Origin of the sequence: Mesorhizobium jarvisii (assembly GCF_003601985.1) — a bacterium.
Lineage (GTDB): Bacteria > Pseudomonadota > Alphaproteobacteria > Rhizobiales > Rhizobiaceae > Mesorhizobium > Mesorhizobium jarvisii.
The window spans coordinates 178,723-198,721 of sequence record NZ_QZXA01000006.1; the positions used below are offsets into that span (position 1 = coordinate 178,723).

The window sequence follows — 19,999 nt, forward strand, 5'->3', positions numbered from 1 at the left end:
CTGAGGGTTCACGCATCAGAGGATATGACGATGGCAAAGCAGAAAATGCTCGACGACCTGTTTCATGACACGCTGAAGGACATCTATTTCGCCGAAAAGAAGATATTGGCGACACTGCCGAAAATGGCCAAGGCCGCGCAAAGCGCCGAGCTGAAGGCCGCCTTCGAAAAGCACCGCACCGAGACCGAGGGCCACGTCGCGAGACTGGAGAAAGTCTTCGGCGTGATCGGCAAGAAGCCGGTCGGCAAGACCTGTGCGGCCATCATGGGTATCACCGAAGAGGGCGCCGAGATCATGGACGAGTACAAGGGATCTCCCGCGCTCGATGCCGGTCTGCTGGCCGCCGCGCAGGCGGTCGAGCACTACGAGATCTCACGCTATGGCACGCTGAGGACGTGGGCCGGCGAACTCGGCCTGAACGAAGCCGTGACGCTTCTCGAAGCAACGCTGAAGGAAGAGAAGGCCACGGACGAGGCCCTGACCAAGATCGCGGAGTCGGCGGTCAACGTGGCAGCCGAAGCAGCATAAATCTGCAAGATCGGAGGGCGCACCTGATCGGCCCAAGGTGTGTCGAGATTCAGGTCAGGTCGCGGCGAAAACGATGGCTTTCGAGAACCGGAGCGGAGCGTACTTAAGTACGTGAGCACTGGAAGCGCAGAAAGCTATCGTTTGCAGCCCGACCTCAACTGAATATCGATATACCTTAGCGCGGCTCCCGCATCATGCTGAGATAGGTGGGATCGAACTCGGCGATTTCCTGCAGCCGGTGCCAATCCAGGATGGTCACGGTGTGGTTTGCCCAGTTGACGACTCCGACCTTGCGCAAGGCGCCGATAACCCGGTTCATGTGCACCACCGACAGGCCGAGCACATCGGCCAGTTCAGCCTGCGAGAGCGGCAGGTGAAAGCTCATGCCGTTGGTCCGCTGCACCACCTGCAGCCGCACGAAGAGCTCACAGACGAGGTGGGCCAGATGCGAGGTCTTGGAGCGCCGCCCCATGGCGACGATCCACTCGCGGTGGATGGCGCCGTCGACCAGCGTGTCCAGCCACAGCAGCCGGGTCAGGTGCGGCGCCTGCTCGGTGATCGTGCGAAGCCGGCTATGGTCCGCGAACATGACATGACAGGGCGACAGAGCGACGATGCCGTGATCCATGGTCTTGAGCAGGAAAGCGTGGAGATCGACGAAATCGCCGGACACCTGCAAAGAGGTGAACTGCCGGCCGCCATTCTCCAGCACCTTGTAGCGCGCCGCCAGCCCGTCGAGGATCAGCGTCGAATAGGTCGGCCGCGACCCCGATGCGACGATGTCCTGGCCGGTGGCGAAATGCCTCTCGAACGTCATGGCGCCGGCTAGCAGCGCCTTCTCGGCGTCTGACAGCGCGTCATGCTGCCCCAGGTTCAGATAGAGGGATTCAAGCACCGCAATCTCCGGCGAAAGGGCTTCGGCAGCCGATCGCCATCTTGTTCTGTCGGAAGCAAAGGCGGCTTCGGCTGCACTAAGCCTTTCGCCGCTGACAGGCATTAACATTTGTTAGGGCTGCTTGTTCCACCGCAAATGCCGCCTCTGATGGAACAACTGGCTGGTCCGCGAATTGTCGGTTGAACATCTCGCCATTTCATCAGTCTGAGGTTCAGCCCATCATGCCTCGATATTATCTTGACCTCTACAATGGCGACGGTCTGACGGTCGATGATGACGGCCAGGTCTTCGAGACGCGCGAACGCCTAAGGCGCGAAGCGATCCGTATTCTGCCCGACATCGTCCGCGACGAGATCATCGAAAACGACCACACCGCCATCACCGTCAAGGTACGCGACGAGGACGGACACCAGGTATTCGAGGCATCGCTCGTTGTCTCATCAGGCTGGTGTGACTGACATCTCTCTATCCCGGAACATCGATGACAAAAGTTTTCCAACCATCATTTGTAATCGCCGCCCCTGCGGCAACGCTGCACCATGCGGGGCCGGAAGATGGTGGAGGCGGCGATTTGTTCCAAACCAACGCCGGCTCGTAATGGAGTTAGCAGCACATGGTCCGTGCAAAAGTCGACACCCAGCGCGATGAGCGCGCCAAGCGTGAATCGCAGATCGTGATCGATGCCGAGCGGGCGGCCCGCGAGGAAAAAACAGCCAGGCTGAGACAGCTGCGCCTCGCAGCGCAGTCATCGCAAGAGCCCGATCCGACGAGGCCCAAGCCGACGCGTCGGCGCGCGCATTCGAAAGGTTGATCGCCTACACCGCTGGGCAAACATCATTGGTGGACAAAGGCGATCCTTGTGATCGTCTTGCAATAAAGCGAAGCCCGGCTCGGGAAGGCCAAGCCGGGCTTTCGGTGGTGGCGGCGTTGGTCGTCACGCCGGGAGGTGGCCTCAAACTCAGGCGGCGTAGCCGCCATAGCCGCGCGCGACGGCGCGCGCCACGATGACCGGCTCGATCTCGGGCCAGAGGATGCCGGTTGCTTGTGCGAATTCGACCAGCGCATGGCGCGCCTCGTCCCTGGTGATACAGCCTTCCAGCGCAAGGCCACACGCCTCGACGGCATTGCGGTAAAGGGGACCACGGCGCGAGGTCGTCCAATCGGTCAGGAAATCGTGCATTTCGGCCAGCGAGGCAATCTCGCGCTTGAAGCCGAGGCCCACGGTCACTGCGACCGGTGAATGAAACAGCTTGTCGTGCATGAAGCAGGCTCCTGATTATAAGCAGCGCCAGGAGAAATATCCGGGCTGGTCCACGGACGGGACGCCGTGAAACGCGCTGCGGGCCAAGAGGTTCCAGGCCGGGAGCTTTCATATGAAATGCGGCGGTCGTGCTCTGATCGCCATGCCCGCACAACCCATTGTTCACGCCAGCCCAGGCCAATCAGGCCGGGCGGTCAAATGGCCAGGGAATCATCGCTCCTGGGCGTTATGCGCGGCCTGCAGACTGTCTTGTGAAACGTCCCGGATGCGCCAGGGCTGCCCTGCGTCAGCGGCTGTCGTCTCACGCACCTCGCGCTGCGTCGACAGGCGAAGAACTGCCGCAAGACGGTTTCCCAGCGAGACGCCCGGCTTTTCGACCACAAGATGCGCGACCAGTGCCATGAGGACCAGAAGCACCATCGCAATCAACATCACGAGCCAATATTGGGCGGCGTTGTCCATGGCGAAGGCCCGCAGGGGCGCGATGGAGAATGTCGAGACGAAGGCAAGCCCTTGCAAGAGATAGATGCCAAAGCTGATCTCACCCAGCCGCACTGAGCGGGAGGCCGTCAGCAGACCGAAGAAATCAGCGCCCGTCACGACCAGGAAGAAGGTGGCAATACACAGCAGCATCGGCCCCGGCGCATAGGCGGTCTTATAGATGACGAAGATACCCACCAGCATCGCCAGGGCGACGGCGGACAAGGCGTGCCGATGCCATTTCACCAGCAGGCCGTGTGCTTCAAGCGTTGCGCACAACATTCCGCCCGCGAAAAGTCCCAGATAGCCGTAGGCGGGGCTGCCTCCGTTCACTGACATGAGAATTGAAAAAGCCAGGAGAACGACTGGCAAGCCTATGCGGGCCACCGGATGCCGGCTGAATATCGCCGCGATCGGCAGGCTGAAATAGAACAGCCACTCATAGGGCAAGGTCCAGGTTACGCAGGCCAATACGCAGATGCGGGAACTCGAAAGCGGAACGTAGCCGAAGACACCGAACAGCAGATTGAAAAATGCCCGCTCGTAAGTCGCGAAGGCCGAATAGTCGATCGCGCCATCGGCGACCTCCAAAGCCATCGCCGTGCCGACGGCCACAACATAGAGAGGCCCGATCCTGAAAGCCCGCTTGAGCAACAGCGTCGGAAATTCCACGGGGGACTTTGCCGACAGCAGTTTCCCCCAGAACAGATAGGCCGAGATGATGAAGAACAAGGATACGCCCACCTGTCCCAGCGGGCCATAGAAAGCCGATGGCGGATACTTCCATGCGCCGGTCACCAGCATTTCATGGTAGATGACGGCGTGGTGAAGCACGACGGCAAGCGCCAGATAGCCTCGCATTCCGTCTATTGCCCGCACCCTGGAGGAGTTCGATCCGAAACCTACCCGCTGAAACAGCGGCATGCCCGCAAGCGGCCAAAGCAGCGCGACGACCACAAAAGCGGGCCAGATGTCATAAAGTCCAACCACGATTGCTCCGAGCCGATGCGCACAGCGCGCTGAGTCGCGTTGTTGGACTATGCAACCTTGCCCGGAGCCGGCACAAGCGCTCGCCACCATCCGCCAACCAACAATCATTGGCCCTGCGAAGACTTGTCGAGCAAAAGGCCGTGCACAATGCGCAGCGCTTACTGGTCGCCGCGCTTACTTCGGCATGGTTACTGCGGTGCTGGAGCGGGAATTGTGGAGGCGGAAGACGGCGACGACAACCAGTATGGAGAAGATCACAATCTCAGTGACTGCGCCGACCGTGGCGCACACGGCGCTACTCCTGAGCCGAACGAATCCCAAATCATGTAGACCAAATCATGTAGAATTGGAGTTCGCGAGTGGATCGATCTTCGTCAGGCGCTCTCTGGCCTCGATGACACGCCGCTGAGCGGCTCTTATCCTGCCGCAGAGCGCAATATTGATTCCCACCCCGCAATCTTCGTCCAGCATTTCCTTGGCGCGCCTGAGGGTGACCTCCGCCCGCTTGACTCGCTGTCTGGCCTTGGCCAGTTCCAAGATCATGAGATCGGCCATCGCACCGCGCCCGTTATGCTCCAGGGTGTACATCATGAAGTGCTAACTCATAACGTAGCGGATCGTTCCCCTGAGGCCTTGGGGGTACCCTCTAGGTCGCAGACCCTTGGATCGCTTGTGGCTGACACCGAGATCATCAGCGATTGGAACGCTGGCGGAGAGAGCGGGATTCGAACCCGCGTTACGGTCTCCCGTAAACACACTTTCCAGGCGTGCGCCTTCAACCACTCGGCCACCTCTCCGTCCTGCCTTCGCGCCGGCCGGTTTCGCCGCGCGGGTTGGGGAGATGCATCTCCTTGGGGGCGCGGCGCGGAGTGTCCGCGCCATGGACGCCGCCCAACCAGCGGACATCCTTCCCCGGCACCTGAGCCGTCGAAGCAACAGGCGCGGGGCTCATCTAGTCGATCCCGCGCCGAATGCCAAGCCATAACGGCACTCTATTCGCTTTGCCGGCCACTTGGCGGTTCGCGATGCGGTCGCCGCACCGGTTTCCGGGGGCGCCGGCGCCGAATGATGTGCACAGGCAAGGCCGCAAGAGCCGCCGCGCTTGACTTCGCCGCCGGCCGCCTGTCGAGTGAGGCAGAGGCTTTGCGGGGGCATAGTCCGGACATGACATCGAGCAGCGAACGACCGGACAAAGGGCAGGCGCCGGCCGGCCGCCCGGGCGGCGACCTTTTTTACGTCCCGGTGGGCTGGCTCATCTTCGTCATGGCGTGGTCGGTCTATGGCCTGGCGTCGGCATGGTGGCTGGTCGGCAATTCCGGCCTGCCCGACAAGATCTTCTATTTCCTCGTTGGCGGGCTCGTCGCCAATGTCATCACCATCCTGTGGGGGCTTTATCTGCTCGGCCTCGCCTTTGGCCGTTCAGGGCGTTTCCCCCACCATTTCACCATCTGGCAGATCGCCACCATCGTCTGGGTGCTGGCGAGACAGGCCTATGTGCTGACCGTGCCGGAATTCGTCTTCTCCGCCAGGAGCCTCGGCATCACCGCCATCGAGATCGGCATCGGCCTGCTTTGCATCTACCTGCTGCGCCCCGGTTCCGGCGCCGGGACCGCCTACGCCAGGCCGCAAACCGAAGCGCCGCCGGTCTTCGTTTCCATCATTGCCGCCTTGCTCGGCATCATTCTCGGCGCCATCATCGGTGCCCTGGTCGGCTTCTTCGCCGGCTCGGTGATCGCCGATGTCGCCGAGGTGAGCTGCTTCGAGGGCGGCTGCGGCTATTTCGCCGCCTTCATCGGCCTGGCCGGGCTGGTGGTCGGCGCCATTGCCGGCGGCATTCTCGCCGTCTGGCTCGTCCATCGGCGCAGGCGCAAGCCTGTGGCATAGGGACGGAGAAGCGCGGGCCTTCAAATTCGCGTATCGCGGTTGCGGGCGGGCCAGACAAATTCTATTTCTCGTTTCGGGACACGTGCCGGAGATTCCTTGGGAAAGCACCAGGATCGGCCGGGGGAGAGCCTGGATGTTTCGCTTCATTTTCCGCCTTGCCGCGATGGTCGCGCTGTCGGTCTCCGTCATCATGGCGGTGATCGACACGACGCGCACGGTGGCGGCTTCGGCGCTTGTGCTGACCCCGCTCAACGCCAGCTGGCTGGCGGTCTCGCCGGACACGCGGGCGGCCTTCGAAACCTTTGTCCGCGCCAAGGCCAGTCCGCTTTTGTGGGATGGCGTCATCGCTCGGGTGCTCGACCAGCCGGGATTTGCCGTGTTCGCGGTGCTGGCCTTCCTGCTCTACGCCATCGGCTACAGGCGCCAGCGGCGCACCGGCCAATTCGCCGCCAACTGATCGGCAAAGGCCGCTCGGCAAAGATCGAGCTGCGGCGCGGGCTGCCCCTGGCACGCTTTTCCAAAAGGTCAAAATTCCGCGTGAATTTTGTTTCGGGCCGTGCCAGATTGCCGCCGAGCGGGAGGGGAATACACTCCTGGCTGACGTCGCATGCCTGCCGCAGAACCGGGCAGGCAGGCGGGGCGTAACGGAAAAAATAACCGACAGGGTGTGGATCACATGAAACGTATCGTTCTCGGCCTCCTGGCCGCAACCGCAATGGTTCTTCCGGCTTTCGCCGCGGATGTCCAGCCGGCCATCCTCTATGATCTGGGCGGCAAGTTCGACAAATCCTTCAACGAGGCTGCCTTCCATGGCGCCGAGAAGTTCAAGACCGAGACCGGCACGCCCTATGTCGAGTTCGAAGTGTCCAACGCCTCGCAGCGCGAGCAGGCGCTGCGCCGCTTCGCCGAGGACGGCCACAACCCGATCGTCATGGCCGGCTTCGCCTGGGAGGATGCGCTGAAGAAGGTCGCGGCCGAATATCCCGATCTCAACTTCGCCATCATCGACGATGCCGTCGACCTGCCCAACGTCCGCTCGCTGGTGTTCAAGGAGAATGAAGGCTCCTACCTCGTCGGCATCATGGCCGCGATGGCATCGAAGTCGAAGAAGGTCTCCTTCATCGGCGGCATGGACATCCCGCTGATCCGCAAGTTCGAATGCGGCTATGTCGGCGGCGCCAAGTCGGCCGGCGCGACCGACGTCATCCAGAATATGACCGGCGACACCCCGGCTGCCTGGAACGATCCAGCCAAGGGCGGCGAAATCGCCAAGACGCAGATCGACCAGGGCTCCGACGTGGTCTACGCCGCGGCCGGCGGCACCGGCGTCGGCGTGCTGCAGGCGGCGGCTGATGCCGGCAAGCTCGGCATCGGCGTCGATTCCAACCAGAATGGCCTGCAGCCCGGCAAGGTGCTGACCTCGATGATGAAGCGCGTCGACGTTGCCGTCTACACCGCCTTCATGGATGGCAAGAACGGCACCTTCAAGGGTGGCGTCGAGAATCTCGGCCTCAAGGAAGGCGGCGTCGACTACGCCATGGATGACAACAACAAGGCACTGGTGACCGACGAGATGAAGGCTGCCGTGGAAAAGGCCAAGGCCGACATCATCGCCGGCAAGATCCAGGTGCACGACTACACGACCGACAACGCCTGCCCCTATTGATCGGCAGACACCGATTTGCGAACCGCCGGGTGAAAACCCGGCGGTTTTGCGTCGGCCTATAGTTTTCCGACGAAATAGCCGAGCGCGAACACCGCGATCAGCACGATAGCGATGACGGCGCCGCGCCGGCCGCCAAGTGAATGCACGCCAACGCCGTATGGTGACCGGGACAGGCTTCGGATCACGGTTCGCGGTTTGGCATCATTGCCGAGCCCAACGCTGCGCATCTGTGGCAATTCGGCGAGGCGTTGCGTCACCAGCGCCCAATGATTGGCAGGCAAGGCAGGTTTTTCGGCGCGGTCGAAAACATGCATGCGTTCGGCAAGCTGCAGCACCGCGTCGCGGAAGGCAGGGTCTATCTCCAGATCGCGCTCGGCCCGTTCGCGATCGGTATCGTTCATCAGGCCGAGCACGTAGTCGCCGGCTCGCGCGATACGATCCCTTTCACCGACCATGGCTTGTACCCTCCCCTCGTCCTCACCAATGCGGCGGCTTGGTCACCGGCACGTCCGGCGCCGCCTGCTCCTCCAGCGCCAGGAAGCGATCGGTCAGCGCGTCGAGCTTGCGCTGCATGCGCTCGATCACCGTCCACTGCTCGGCGATCTGTCCCGACAGTTCCTCGATGGTCCTTTCCTGCTCGGCGGCGCGGATTTCCAGCGTCGTCAGCCGGTCGGCGGGCATGATCATTCGCAGTCCCTGATCTTGCACCACAATGCCTTGCGTCGTGATGCGAATTTCGACGCCGTCATATTAGCGAATATGAAGCCTGCGGACACGTTGGAAATTGACAAGCGCACCGGGATTTGCCGAGAGTGGATACTGCTCCGGCCAATTGGCACGGGCGGGGCGTCATGCTAGGCATTTTGACCAAGCGATAAAAAAATAAGAGTGGGACTGGCTGCATGGCGCAAGCCGCAATCGAACTGATCGGCATCAACAAGAGTTTTGGCGCCGTGCGCGCCAACCGCGACATCAATCTGGAGATCGCGCGCGGCACCATCCACGGCATCGTCGGCGAGAACGGCGCCGGCAAGTCGACGCTGATGTCGATCCTCTACGGCTTCTACCAGGCCGACAGCGGCGAAATCCGCGTCGGCGGCAAGCCGGCATCGATCAAGACTCCCAATGACGCGATCGCGCTCGGCATCGGCATGGTGCACCAGCATTTCATGCTGGTCGACAATTTCTCGGTGCTGGAAAACATCATTCTCGGCGCCGAAAGCGATGCCCTCTTGAAAAGCAGCATCGCCAAGGCGCGCTCGGAACTCGAGCGGCTGGAGCGCGAATACGGGCTCGAAGTCGACCCCGACGCCATCATCGAGGAATTGCCGGTCGGCCTGCAGCAGCGTGTCGAAATCCTCAAGGCGCTCTATCGCGGCGCCGAGATCCTCATTCTCGACGAGCCGACAGGCGTCTTGACGCCGGCCGAGGCCGACCACCTTTTCCGCATCCTCAAGCAATTGAAGGAACAGGGAAAGACGGTGGTGCTGATCACCCACAAGCTGCGCGAGATCATGGCCATCACCGACAATGTCTCGGTCATGCGCCAAGGCACGATGGTGGCGACGCGCGAAACCAGCAAGACGACGGTGGGAGAACTGGCCGAACTGATGGTCGGGCGCCGGGTGCTCCTGAGGGTCGAAAAGGGCGAAGCGGAAGCCGGCGCCGTCAAGCTCGCGGTCAAGAACCTGACAGTGAAGGATTCGCGTGGCGTCACCATGGTCGACGACATCTCCTTCGACCTGCGCGCCGGCGAGATCGTCGGCATCGCTGGCGTCGCCGGCAACGGCCAATCCGAACTTCTCGAGGCGATTTCCGGCATCAGGCATGCCGTTTCAGGCTCGGTCATGCTCGACGGCAAGCCGATCGACCTCACGGGTGCCGCCGATCCGGGCGAATTGCGCGACCGAGGGCTGGCGCACGTGCCGGAGGACCGGCACCATGTCGGGCTGGTGCTGGCTTTCGAGGAGAACGAGAATTCCATCCTCGGCTATCACGACGACCCCCGCTATCTCAAAGGGCCATTCCTTAACGTCGATGCCATCATGGCCGACGCCAAGGACAAGATCGAGAAATACGATATCCGGCCCGGCAATCCGCGCCTGAAGACGGCGAACTTCTCCGGCGGCAACCAGCAGAAAATCGTGCTGGCGCGGGAGATGGAGCAGGATCCAGGCGTGCTGATCGTCGGCCAGCCGACGCGCGGCGTCGATGTCGGCGCCATCGAATTCATCCACAAGCGCCTGATCGCGATGCGCGACCAGGGCAAGGCCGTGCTGGTGGTCTCGGTCGAGCTCGACGAGATCCGCTCGCTCTCCGACCGCATCCTGGTGATGTTTGCCGGCCGCATCGTCGGTGAGCGCGGTCCGGAAGCGACCGAGGGCGAGCTTGGCCTGCTGATGGCCGGCGTCGAGCGCCAGGAGGCAGCACTTTGAGCACGCCATACGCCAAACTGCCGGCCTGGGCCGATTATGGGCTGATCCCGCTGATCAACCTGGCGGTGGCCTTCATCGTCGCCGGCTTCGTCGTGCTCCTGGTCGGCGAGAACCCGTTCCGCGCCGCCGTCATCCTGGTCGAGGGCGCCTTCGGCAAGGGGACCGGCATCGCCTTCACCCTCTTCTATGCCACCACCTTCATCTTCACCGGGCTTTCGGTGGCTGTGGCGGCGCATTGCGGCCTGTTCAACATCGGTACCGAGGGACAGGCCTATATTGCGGGCTTGGGCATCGCCATCGTCTGCCTGTCGTTCGACAGCGTGCTGCCCTGGTGGCTGACATTTCCGATGGCCATCGTCGCTTCGGCGCTTGTGGGCGCTTTGTGGGCGCTGATCCCCGCCTATCTGCAGGCCAAGCGGGGCTCGCACATCGTCATCACCACTATCATGTTCAACTTTATCGCCGCCTCGATCATGGTCTATCTGCTGGTCGGACCGCTGAAGCCGGCGGGGTCGCAAGCACCGCAGACCCGCAACTTCCTTGCCGGCGCCGAACTGCCGAAACTCAACTGGATCATCGAGCTGTTCGGCGCCAAGATCCGCTCGGCGCCGCTCAACGTCACCTTCCTGCTGGCGCTGCTCATGGCCTTCCTGGTCTGGCTGCTGATCTGGCGCACCAAACTCGGCTATGAGATGCGCACCTATGGCCACAGCCCCAAGGCGGCGCGCTATGCCGGCATTTCGGAAACCCGCATCATCATCACCGCGATGATGATCTCGGGCGCGCTGGCCGGCATGATGGCGCTCAATCCGGTGATGGGCGATCAGCACAATGTCGCGATCGACTTCGTCTCCGGCGCCGGCTTCGTCGGCATCGCCGTGGCGCTGATGGGGCGCCTGCATCCGGTCGGCATCGTGCTGGCGGCGGTCCTGTTCGGCATGCTCTATCAGGGCGGCGCCGAACTTGCCTTCGAAATGCCGGCGATCAGCCGCGACATGATCGTCATCATCCAGGGCCTGGTGATCCTGTTCGCCGGCGCGCTCGAACACATGTTCAGGCCTTACATCCAGGCGCTGTTCGCCTCGTTCAGTCCGAGGTCGGTGGGCATGGAAGCGGTCAAGGGAAAGGGCGCCTGAGATGGATGTCTTTATCGCCATCGTGCAGATACTGGACTCGACCATCCGCCTGTCGGTTCCACTGCTGCTCGCCTGTCTCGCCGGCCTCTTTTCCGAGCGTTCCGGCATCTTCGACATCGGGCTGGAAGGCAAGATGCTGGTCGGCGCCTTCGCCGGCGCCGCCGCTGCTTCCGTGTTCCATTCGGCCTTTATCGGCCTCGGCATGGCGATCCTGATTTCGGTCGCCTTCGCCATGGTGCACGGCTTTGCCTCGATCACCCACCGCGGCAACCAGATCGTTTCCGGCGTGGCGATCAATTTCATCGCCGCCGGATCGACCATCATCCTCGGTCAGGCCTGGTTCCAGCAGGGCGGGCGCACGCCGGCGCTGCAGCCAGGCGAGCGGTTCGACGCGATTGTCTGGCCCGGCGCCGAGGCGGTCAGGGACGTGCCGATCATCGGGCCGATCTATGCGGAACTGATATCGGGCCATTCGCTGCTGGTCTACCTCGCCTTCCTGATGGTGCCGTTCACGTGGTGGGTGCTGTTCCGCACCCGCTTTGGCCTCAGATTGCGCGCCGTCGGCGAGAACCCGGCCGCTGTCGACACCGCCGGCATTTCGGTCGCCTGGCTGCGCTACCGGGCCTTGATCTGCACCGGCATTCTCACCGGCGTCGCCGGCGCCTATCTGTCGATGGTGCAGAATGGCGGCTTCGTGAAGGACATGACCGCCGGCAAGGGCTATATCGCGCTGGCGGCACTGATCTTCGCCAAGTGGAAGCCGGTCAACGCCATGTTCGCCTGCCTGCTGTTCGGCTTCCTCGACGCGGCGGCGATCCGCCTGCAGGGCTCGCCGCTGCCGATCATCGGCAAGGTGCCGGTGCAGTTCATGCAGGCGCTGCCCTATATCCTCACCGTCATCCTGCTCGCCGGCTTCATCGGCAAGGCCATCCCGCCGCGCGCCGGCGGCGTGCCCTACGTCAAGGAACGCTGATGCATGTCGCCCAAAAGTGACCTCGGTTTTGGGAGAACGACATGCATAAAACAAAGAGTTAAAGCGCGTCGCCTGAATCCGTTTCGACGCGACGCGCTTTAAGGTTTGACGGCCCGGCGTGTGCCTCGCGCCGGGTTTTGGACACGATCATCGGAGAGAACAACTGTAATGTCGCATGATCTGTTCGAAGCGGCCAGGACCGCCATGGCCAAGGCCTATGCGCCCTACTCGAAATTTCCGGTGGGCGCCGCCTTGCGCACCGAGGACGGACGCGTCTTCACCGGCGCCAACATCGAAGTCGCTTCCTATCCTGAAGGCTGGTGCGCCGAGACCACCGCGCTTGGCCACTACATCATGGGCGGCGGTGGCAAGATCGTGGAAATCGCGGTCCTTGCCGAACGCATGGCCAAATGTTCGCCTTGCGGCGGCTGCCGCCAGCGGCTGGCCGAATTCTGCCAGCCGGACACAAAACTCTACCTCTGCGACAATACGGGCGTGGCCGAGACCGTGACCATGGGTGACATGCTGCCCTATGGTTTCCGCGGCGACATCCTGAAATGAGGAATTGGCTCAAATGAAGAGCGGGCTGCAATGACCGAAAAGGCGGTGGACCATCTGATCGAAAGGCTGGACGGCCTGGCGCCGTCGACGGCGCTGGTGCTGGGATCTGGCCTCGGCGTCCTTGTCGACCGGATCGAGCACCCGATCCGCGTCCCCTATGCCGACCTGCCCGGTTTCCCCCGGAGCGGCGTCAGCGGCCATGCCGGCGAAGTGGTGGCGGGCCTGTTTGCCGGAAAGCCGGTGCTGATGCTGTCCGGCCGCGCCCATTACTACGAGCATGGCAACGCGGCAGCGATGCGCCCGGTGCTGGAAGTGCTCGCCGGCATCGGCATCACCAAACTGATCCTCACCAACGCCGCCGGTTCGGTCGACCCGGACATGCCGCCGGGCTCGGTGATGATGCTCACCGACCATATCAATTTCTCCGGCAGCAATCCGCTGATCGGCGAGCCCAGCGACCGCCGCTTCGTCGGCCTGACCGAAGCCTACGATGCCGGCATCCGCAAGGCGATCGAACGCGCCGCCAAGGCGACCGGCACCGCGCTGCACAAGGGCGTCTATATGTGGTTTTCCGGCCCGTGCTTCGAAACGCCGGCCGAAATCCGCATGGCGCGCATCATGGGCGCCAACGCCGTCGGCATGTCGACCGTGCCGGAAGTCATTCTCGCCCGCTTCCTCGGCCTGCGCGTCGCCGCCTGCTCGGTCATCACCAATCTGGCGGCCGGCATGACCGGAGCCGAGCTTTCGCATCAGGAGACCAAGGACATGGCGCCAGTCGGCGGGTCGCGGCTGGCAACGGTCCTGTACAGAATGTTCCGCGACGGACTGCTGGAGAGCTGATGCTTCCGCAGGAAATCATCCGCCACAAGCGAGACGGCCACAGGCTCTCGGCCGGTGAAATCGCTGCCTTCATCGGCGGCTTGACCTCGGGCGCCGTCACCGATGGCCAGGCCGCGGCTTTCGCCATGGCGGTGTTCTTCAACGGCATGAACCGCGACGAGGCCGTGGCCTTGACGCTGGCCATGCGCGATTCCGGCGATGTCCTCGACTGGTCGGACCTGCCCGGCCCGGTCACCGACAAGCATTCGACCGGCGGTGTCGGCGACAATGTCTCGCTGATGCTGGCGCCGATCGTCGCCGCCTGCGGCGCCTATGTGCCGATGATTTCGGGCCGTGGCCTCGGTCATACCGGCGGCACGCTGGACAAGATGGATGCGATCCCCGGCTACATCAGCCAGCCCGATATCGCGTTGTTTCGTCAGGCGGTGCTGGAAACCGGCTGCGCCATCATCGGCCAGACCGCCGATCTGGCGCCGGCCGACCGCCGGCTCTATGCCATCCGTGACGTCACCGGCACCGTGGAATCGGTGCCGCTGATCACCGCCTCGATCCTGTCGAAGAAGCTGGCCGCCGGCCTGGGCTCGCTGGTGCTCGACGTCAAGGTCGGCAATGGCGCCTTCATGGAGAAGTCGCGCGACGCAACCGCGCTCGCCAACAGCCTGGTCGAGGTCGGCAGCGGCGCCGGACTGAAGGTCTCGGCACTGATCACCGGCATGAACGAGCCGCTGGCCTCGGCCGCCGGCAATGCCGTCGAGGTGCGCAACGCCGTCGATTTCCTCACCGGCCGCCTGCGCGACCGGCGGCTGGAAGATGTGACGCTGGCGCTGGCCGCCGAAATGCTGCAGTCGGCGGGACTGGTGTCGTCCAACCAGGACGGCTTGCGGCGCGCCACAGAGACGCTCACCAGCGGCCGCGCCGCCGCCACCTTCGCGCGCATGGTGGCGGTGCTCGGCGGCCCGGCGGATTTCATCGAGAAGCCGGAGAAATATCTGGCCGTGGCGCCAACGGAATTGGTGGTGAGGGCGACGACGGACGGCTTCGTCTCCGGCATCGCCACGCGCGACATCGGCCTTGCGGTGGTTGGCCTGGGCGGCGGGCGCACGAGGCCCGACGACAAGATCGATCCCAGCGTCGGTATCACCAGGCTGCTGCCCATAGGCGCTGAAGTCCGTGCCGGAGACGCACTGGCACTGATCCACGCCCGCTTGCCCTCCGATGCCGAGGCGGCGGCCGCGACTGTGCTTTCGGCTTATGCGATCGGCGCCTCGAAACCACCGGCGGACAAAACCGTCATGCGGCGGATCCTGCCGCGCGGTTGACTACTGGACAAGCAGCAACGTACCGTTTTCGGCCTGATATTTGCCGAGCCGGTTGAGGAAGCTCATGCCGATCAGGTTGGTGCTGAGCGCCCTGTCGTCGAGCACGATGGCCCGCACATCTTCGACGCTGATGCTGCCGATCTGCAGCCGGTCGATCATCACCACGGCCGCCTTGATCGAGCCGTTGGCGGTGTTGACCTCATGGCTGAAATCGGACGGATTGAGCGACAGCCCGATCCTGCGTGCCGTCGACGTATTGACCGCGACCAGCGTCGCGCCGGTGTCGATCATCCCGTCGACCTGACGGCCGTTGAGTTTGAAGGTGGTCGAGAAATGTCCGCGCCCGTCCGCTGTGACGGCGACCTTGCGGCCGGTCGGCAGCGGCGCGGCCGGTCTGTCGGGAACCGACGCCAGGCTGACCTGCGGTTGTGCCTCGACCTCGGGCCTGGCCGTCACCGTCGATTTCAGCAGGTTTTCGAATATCTGCGGATTCGACTGATAGATGACCGGGATCGATGCCGATGTCCCGGCAAAGACGCTGAGGATGAGAAGCTTGCGCAGCATGGATCGGCCTTTGTGAGAGCCGATTCATTATCGCCGGATGGTGTTCGCCACTTTAACGGGCGCCGAAACCATGTCTTTGCGTAAACGCTTGGTAAATCGTACCAGGCAACCTGTTACTACTTCGTCCCGTACATGCGGTCGCCGGCGTCACCCAGGCCGGGCATGATGTAGCCCTTCTCGTTGAGCTGGCGGTCGATGGACGCGGTGAAGACCGGAACGTCCGGATGGGCCTTGGTGAAGCGCTCGATGCCCTCGGGTGCCGCCAAAAGGCAGAGGAAGCGTATATTTGTGGCGCCGCGCCCTTTCAGCTTGTCGATCGCCGCGATCGCCGAATTGGCCGTCGCCAGCATCGGGTCGACGACGATCACCAGCCGGTCGGCGAGATCGCTCGGCGCCTTGAAGAAATATTCGACCGCTTCCAGCGTTTCGTGGTCGCGATAGAGGCCGATATGGGCGACGCGCGCCGCCGGCACCAGGTCGAGCAGGCCTTCCAGCAGACCGTTGCCGGCGCGAAGCACCGAAGCGAACACCAGCTTCTTGCCCTCCAGCGTCGGCGCTTCCATGGTCTCGATCGGCGTTTCGATGGTCGTCGTGGTCAGCTCGAGATTGCGCGTGACCTCGTAGCCGAGCAGCAGCGATATCTCGCGCAACAGCCGCCTGAAACCGGCCGTGGACGTCTCCTTCTTACGCATGATGGTCAGCTTGTGCTGGACAAGCGGGTGGTCGACGACGGTGACGCCCTTCATGATGTTCTCCTGATGCGTGTCGCCCGGCGCGCGGACGCGCTTCAGGCAGCTGGAAGGACCCTAGCGACTATGGACCGGCCAAGGAACCGCTTGGCCCCATCGACCACAGCTTTGTCGGAAGAAAATCAGCGCGCCGCTCCGTTCAGCCGGGCAAGAAGTGCCGCCTTGGTCTTTCTGTCGACAAAGGCGGCTTCGATGGCGGTTTTGGTGACGGCGGCAAGCGCCTTTTCGCTCATCGCAAAATGCTCCGCCGCGAGATCATACTCGCGCTTCAGCGAGGTCCAGAAATAGGGCGGATCGTCGGAGTTGAGCGTCACCTTGCAGCCGGCGGCCTGCAAGGCGGGAAACGGATGGTCGGCAAAACTGTCGAACACTTTGAGCGCGATGTTGGAGCCGGGGCAGCACTCCAGAACGATGCCTTCGTCGGCGATGCGGCGGACAAGGTCCGGGTTCTCGATGGCGCGCACGCCGTGGCCGATGCGCGAGGGGCGGATATGGTCAAGCGCCGCCTGGACCGTCTCCCAGCCCGTCAGTTCGCCGGCATGGATGGTGATGCCGAGCCCGGCCTCGCGGGCGATCTCGAAAGCCCGGACATAGTCCTCCATCTCGCCCATGCGCTCGTCGCCGGCAACGCCGAAGCCGGTGACCAGCGGATTCCCGCAGCGCGCCGCGAAGCGTGCCGCCCGTTCGATCGATTCCACGCCGACATGGCGCACGCCGGTGACGATCATGCGGCCCTCTATGCCGGTCTTGGCCTTGGCGCGCAGCATGCCTTCGCCCAGCGCGTCGGTATAGGCCTTGGGCGAGAGCCCGGCTTTCGTCGCATGGTCCGGCGAGGTGAAGACTTCAGAATAGATGGCGCCATCGCGTGCAAGGCTGGTCAGATAGTGGTCGGCCAGCCGGGCGTAATCCTCTTCGGTGCGGAACAGATCGGCGGAAAAGTCGTAAGCCGCGAGAAACGACGTAAAATCGTGCCAGACGAAGGAACCGTTCTGGATATAGGGCGCGGTATCCTTGCCGTATTTCTGCGCCTGGCGGATGACGAGCTCAGGCGCCGCTGCCCCTTCAATGTGGCAGTGCAGTTCCGCTTTCAAAGGCATTCAAACATCCCGTCGGTCAGTCCAGGTCTTGAAAACCCACCACCTGGAAGCGCGGCTGAACACCGCGCCTTAAACAATAGCGCCCACAGCATCGATCGGCTATGGTCCCGCCGGTTTTATGACGGATCAAAAAAATGTCAGTTGAGAGAACCACGGCCGCGGGCGGCATGGAAACCTCCTATGGTTTTAAGCGTGTGGGGGAAGGCGAGAAGCAGTCCTTGGTCAACGATGTTTTCCACAAGGTCGCCAATCGCTACGACCTGATGAACGACCTGATGTCGGCCGGCCTGCACCGGCTGTGGAAGGATGCCATGGTCACCTGGCTCAATCCGCCGAAGCGGCAGGGCTGGAAGGTCCTGGACGTGGCCGGCGGCACTGGCGACATCGCCTTCCGCATCGTCGATGCCAGCCATGGCAACGCCCACGCCACCGTGCTCGACATCAACGGCTCGATGCTCGGTGTCGGCCGCGACCGCGCCGAAAAGAAGGGCCTGTCCGGCAACACCGATTTCGTCGAGGCCAATGCCGAGGAACTGCCCTTCACTGACGCCACCTTCGACGCCTACACCATCGCATTCGGCATCCGCAACGTGCCGCGCATCGATGTCGCGCTCGCAGAAGCGTTCCGCGTGCTGAAGCCCGGCGGCCGGTTCCTGTGCCTGGAATTTTCCGAGGTCGAGATGCCGCTGCTCGACAAGGCCTATGAAGCCTGGTCGTTCAACGCCATCCCCAAGATCGGCAAGATGGTCACCGGCGACGGCGAGCCCTATTCCTATCTGGTTGAATCGATCGCGAAATTCCCCAACCAGCAGAATTTTGCGGCAATGATTTCCCGCGCCGGTTTCGACCGCGTTTCCTTCCGCAATTATTCCGGCGGTATTGCCGCGCTTCATTCGGGCTGGAAGCTTTGATTCTGGCCCGCATTTCTCATCCCCGATATGGCTCATGCCGGTCGCAAGGACCGGCCCGGGTGCGGCCATGAGCAGCGTCGGCGCCGGTTTCAGGCTCGCGCGGGCCGGCTGGGTGCTGGTGCGCGAGGGCGTCATCGCCGCCCTGCCGGGCGAGGAACTCTCCGGCCTGCCGAAATTCGGGTGGCGGCTGGCGCGGCTGTTCACCCGCCGCCGCGCGCTCGCCTATGAGCGCAGCGACCGGCTGGCCAAGGCGGTGGTCCGGCTCGGCCCGTCCTATGTCAAGCTCGGCCAGTTCCTGGCGACGCGGCCCGACGTCGTCGGCAACGACATGGCGCTCGATCTCGCCATGTTGCAGGACAAGATGCATACCTTCCCGAAGGTCGAGGCGGTCGCGGCCATCGAAGCCTCGCTCGGGCGCAAGGTGGGCGATCTCTACGCCGAGTTCGGCGACCCCGTCGCCGCCGCTTCGATCGCCCAGGTCCATGCCGCCGAAGCCATTCATGACGGCGCTGCCACCAAAGTCGCGGTGAAGGTCATCCGGCCCGGCGTGCGCCGCCGCTTCTTCCAGGATCTCGAGAGTTATTTCCTTGCCGCCCACCTGCAGGAGAAATATATCCCCTCCTCGCGCCGGTTGCGGCCTGTCGAGGTGACCGAGACGCTGGCGCAGACCACCAAGATCGAGATGGATTTGCGCCTCGAGGCGGCGGCACTCTCCGAACTTGGGGAGAACACCAAGGACGATCCGGGCTTTCGCGTGCCATCCGTCGACTGGGAACGCACCGGCCGTGACGTGCTGACCATGGAATGGGTCGACGGCGTCAAGATGAACAACATCGCAGGCCTGGAGGAGGCCGGCCACGATCTGAAGGCGATCGCCGCCAATCTCATCCAGTCGTTCCTGCGCCACACGCTGCGCGACGGCTTCTTCCACGCCGACATGCATCCGGGAAACCTGTTCGTCGAGGCCAACGGCACCATCGTCGCCGTCGATCTCGGCATAGCCGGACGTCTTGGCAAGAAAGAGCGCCGCTTCCTCGCCGAAATCCTCTACGGCTTCATCACGCGCGACTATCTGCGCGTCGCCGAAGTGCATTTCGAGGCCGGCTACGTGCCGCGCCAGCACAATGTCGCGGCCTTCGCGCAAGCGATCCGCGCCATTGGCGAACCGATCCACGGCCAGCCGGCCGAGACCATTTCCATGGCCAAGCTCCTGACGCTGCTGTTCGAGGTGACCGAACTCTTCGACATGGCGACACGGCCGGAGCTGATCCTGCTGCAGAAGACCATGGTCGTGGTCGAAGGCGTGGCGCGCACACTCGATCCGGCCTTCAACATGTGGAAAACCGCCGAGCCGGTGGTCGGCGGCTGGATCGCCGGAAACCTTGGCCCGCGGAGCATGATGATCGATGCGCGCGACGGCGCCAAGGCGCTGCTGACACTGGCCCGCCAAGCGCCGGAGCTTGCCGCGCGCACCGACCGGCTGTCGCGCGAGATCGACCTGATGGCCGAGCACGGCCTGCGTTTCGACGAGACCACGGCGCGTGCCATCGGCAAGGCCGAGGCGCGCTACAGCCGCTCCGGCCGCGTCGCGCTATGGGTGATCGCATTGACGCTGGTCTATATCGCCTGGAAGATTCTTTAGGCCTGGAAATCGAAGCTCGAGCTCACAACTTGCGGCGAGTTGATTGCATTGCTATCATTGCCGTCGGT

General features: G+C 63.2%; 23 protein-coding genes and 1 tRNA gene. 14 read left to right on the forward strand and 10 right to left on the reverse strand.

What is annotated here, in order from left to right; genetic code table 11:
- Positions 1-30: 30 nt before the first annotated feature.
- Positions 31-528, forward strand: coding sequence for a YciE/YciF ferroxidase family protein (locus tag D3242_RS16825; protein WP_027047390.1), 498 nt, complete (start codon positions 31-33; stop codon positions 526-528).
- A gap of 175 nt (positions 529-703) precedes the next feature.
- Here the strand turns inward: D3242_RS16825 and D3242_RS16830 are convergent, their stop codons facing one another.
- On the reverse strand, positions 704-1,423 hold the full coding sequence (locus tag D3242_RS16830) for a Crp/Fnr family transcriptional regulator (RefSeq protein WP_027047391.1): 720 nt from the start codon (positions 1,421-1,423) through the stop codon (positions 704-706).
- Positions 1,424-1,644: 221 nt separating this feature from the next.
- Here D3242_RS16830 and D3242_RS16835 point away from each other — a divergent pair, with 221 nt between their 5' ends.
- Together D3242_RS16835 and D3242_RS16840 are read left to right on the forward strand one after the other, a co-directional pair.
- Positions 1,645-1,881, forward strand: coding sequence for a DUF6894 family protein (locus D3242_RS16835; protein ID WP_019861147.1), 237 nt, complete (start codon positions 1,645-1,647; stop codon positions 1,879-1,881).
- A gap of 155 nt (positions 1,882-2,036) precedes the next feature.
- A complete protein-coding gene (locus D3242_RS16840) occupies positions 2,037-2,234 on the forward strand; it encodes a hypothetical protein (RefSeq protein ID WP_064980856.1) in 198 nt (65 codons plus the stop codon).
- 147 nt (positions 2,235-2,381) lie between these two features.
- On the opposite strand, the gene D3242_RS16845 is transcribed toward D3242_RS16840, so the two are convergent.
- From D3242_RS16845 to D3242_RS16860, 4 genes are all read right to left on the reverse strand, one after another.
- Complete coding sequence (locus D3242_RS16845) at positions 2,382-2,684, reverse strand: DUF982 domain-containing protein (RefSeq protein ID WP_038649545.1); 303 nt, start codon at positions 2,682-2,684, stop codon at positions 2,382-2,384.
- Between the two features lie 210 nt (positions 2,685-2,894).
- On the reverse strand, positions 2,895-4,154 hold the full coding sequence (locus D3242_RS16850; RefSeq protein WP_038649548.1) for an acyltransferase family protein: 1,260 nt from the start codon (positions 4,152-4,154) through the stop codon (positions 2,895-2,897).
- Between the two features lie 336 nt (positions 4,155-4,490).
- Positions 4,491-4,745: a hypothetical protein gene (locus D3242_RS16855; protein WP_038649551.1), complete on the reverse strand. Its 255-nt coding sequence runs from the start codon at positions 4,743-4,745 to the stop codon at positions 4,491-4,493.
- 116 nt (positions 4,746-4,861) lie between these two features.
- Positions 4,862-4,951 (reverse strand) — tRNA-Ser (locus D3242_RS16860).
- A gap of 367 nt (positions 4,952-5,318) precedes the next feature.
- On the opposite strand from D3242_RS16860, the gene D3242_RS16865 reads away from it, so the two are divergent.
- The 3 genes from D3242_RS16865 to D3242_RS16875 all read left to right on the forward strand — a co-directional run bounded on the left by D3242_RS16865 (position 5,319) and on the right by D3242_RS16875 (position 7,704).
- The gene (locus D3242_RS16865; protein WP_223217858.1) at positions 5,319-6,038 is read left to right on the forward strand and encodes a hypothetical protein; all 720 of its coding nucleotides are present in this window, start codon (positions 5,319-5,321) and stop codon (positions 6,036-6,038) included.
- 133 nt (positions 6,039-6,171) lie between these two features.
- Entirely contained in the window at positions 6,172-6,495 is a 324-nt protein-coding gene (locus tag D3242_RS16870; protein WP_038649588.1) for a hypothetical protein, read from the forward strand.
- Positions 6,496-6,714: 219 nt separating this feature from the next.
- A complete protein-coding gene (locus tag D3242_RS16875) occupies positions 6,715-7,704 on the forward strand; it encodes a BMP family lipoprotein (RefSeq protein WP_010911449.1) in 990 nt (329 codons plus the stop codon).
- A 56-nt stretch (positions 7,705-7,760) separates the two neighbouring features.
- On the opposite strand, the gene D3242_RS16880 is transcribed toward D3242_RS16875, so the two are convergent.
- Together D3242_RS16880 and D3242_RS16885 are read right to left on the reverse strand one after the other, a co-directional pair.
- Positions 7,761-8,159 carry a hypothetical protein gene (locus tag D3242_RS16880; protein WP_064980860.1) on the reverse strand — a complete coding sequence of 133 codons (399 nt, stop codon included), beginning with the start codon at positions 8,157-8,159 and terminating at the stop codon, positions 7,761-7,763.
- 22 nt (positions 8,160-8,181) lie between these two features.
- Positions 8,182-8,388, reverse strand: a complete 207-nt coding sequence (locus D3242_RS16885) for a SlyX family protein (RefSeq protein ID WP_169627215.1) — start codon at positions 8,386-8,388, stop codon at positions 8,182-8,184.
- Positions 8,389-8,606: 218 nt separating this feature from the next.
- Between D3242_RS16885 and D3242_RS16890 the strand changes: the two genes are divergently transcribed.
- The 6 genes from D3242_RS16890 to deoA all read left to right on the forward strand — a co-directional run bounded on the left by D3242_RS16890 (position 8,607) and on the right by deoA (position 14,968).
- Positions 8,607-10,139 (forward strand): ABC transporter ATP-binding protein, encoded by a 1,533-nt coding sequence (locus tag D3242_RS16890; protein WP_010911453.1) that lies wholly within the window; start codon positions 8,607-8,609, stop codon positions 10,137-10,139.
- On the forward strand, positions 10,136-11,275 hold the full coding sequence (locus D3242_RS16895; protein ID WP_019861158.1) for an ABC transporter permease: 1,140 nt from the start codon (positions 10,136-10,138) through the stop codon (positions 11,273-11,275). The genes D3242_RS16890 and D3242_RS16895 overlap by 4 nt, the downstream gene beginning before the upstream one ends.
- A gap of 1 nt (position 11,276) precedes the next feature.
- Entirely contained in the window at positions 11,277-12,248 is a 972-nt protein-coding gene (locus D3242_RS16900; RefSeq protein ID WP_010911455.1) for an ABC transporter permease, read from the forward strand.
- A 168-nt stretch (positions 12,249-12,416) separates the two neighbouring features.
- Entirely contained in the window at positions 12,417-12,809 is a 393-nt protein-coding gene (gene cdd, locus D3242_RS16905) for a cytidine deaminase (RefSeq protein WP_010911456.1), read from the forward strand.
- 30 nt (positions 12,810-12,839) lie between these two features.
- Positions 12,840-13,649, forward strand: coding sequence for a purine-nucleoside phosphorylase (locus D3242_RS16910; RefSeq protein WP_064980861.1), 810 nt, complete (start codon positions 12,840-12,842; stop codon positions 13,647-13,649).
- Positions 13,649-14,968: a thymidine phosphorylase gene (deoA, locus tag D3242_RS16915; protein WP_064980863.1), complete on the forward strand. Its 1,320-nt coding sequence runs from the start codon at positions 13,649-13,651 to the stop codon at positions 14,966-14,968. The genes D3242_RS16910 and deoA overlap by 1 nt, the downstream gene beginning before the upstream one ends.
- Here the strand turns inward: deoA and D3242_RS16920 are convergent, their stop codons facing one another.
- The 3 genes from D3242_RS16920 to D3242_RS16930 form a co-directional block, all read right to left on the reverse strand.
- Positions 14,969-15,532: a TIGR02281 family clan AA aspartic protease gene (locus tag D3242_RS16920; RefSeq protein WP_064980865.1), complete on the reverse strand. Its 564-nt coding sequence runs from the start codon at positions 15,530-15,532 to the stop codon at positions 14,969-14,971. It lies immediately after the preceding gene.
- 116 nt (positions 15,533-15,648) lie between these two features.
- On the reverse strand, positions 15,649-16,278 hold the full coding sequence (upp, locus tag D3242_RS16925) for a uracil phosphoribosyltransferase (protein WP_010911460.1): 630 nt from the start codon (positions 16,276-16,278) through the stop codon (positions 15,649-15,651).
- 125 nt (positions 16,279-16,403) lie between these two features.
- Positions 16,404-17,378 (reverse strand): adenosine deaminase, encoded by a 975-nt coding sequence (locus D3242_RS16930; RefSeq protein ID WP_064980866.1) that lies wholly within the window; start codon positions 17,376-17,378, stop codon positions 16,404-16,406.
- 134 nt (positions 17,379-17,512) lie between these two features.
- On the opposite strand from D3242_RS16930, the gene ubiE reads away from it, so the two are divergent.
- Together ubiE and ubiB are read left to right on the forward strand one after the other, a co-directional pair.
- Positions 17,513-18,289 carry a bifunctional demethylmenaquinone methyltransferase/2-methoxy-6-polyprenyl-1,4-benzoquinol methylase UbiE gene (ubiE, locus tag D3242_RS16935; protein ID WP_019861163.1) on the forward strand — a complete coding sequence of 259 codons (777 nt, stop codon included), beginning with the start codon at positions 17,513-17,515 and terminating at the stop codon, positions 18,287-18,289.
- Positions 18,290-18,356: 67 nt separating this feature from the next.
- The gene (gene ubiB / locus D3242_RS16940; RefSeq protein WP_064981679.1) at positions 18,357-19,931 is read left to right on the forward strand and encodes a 2-polyprenylphenol 6-hydroxylase; all 1,575 of its coding nucleotides are present in this window, start codon (positions 18,357-18,359) and stop codon (positions 19,929-19,931) included.
- Positions 19,932-19,999: the final 68 nt, after the last annotated feature.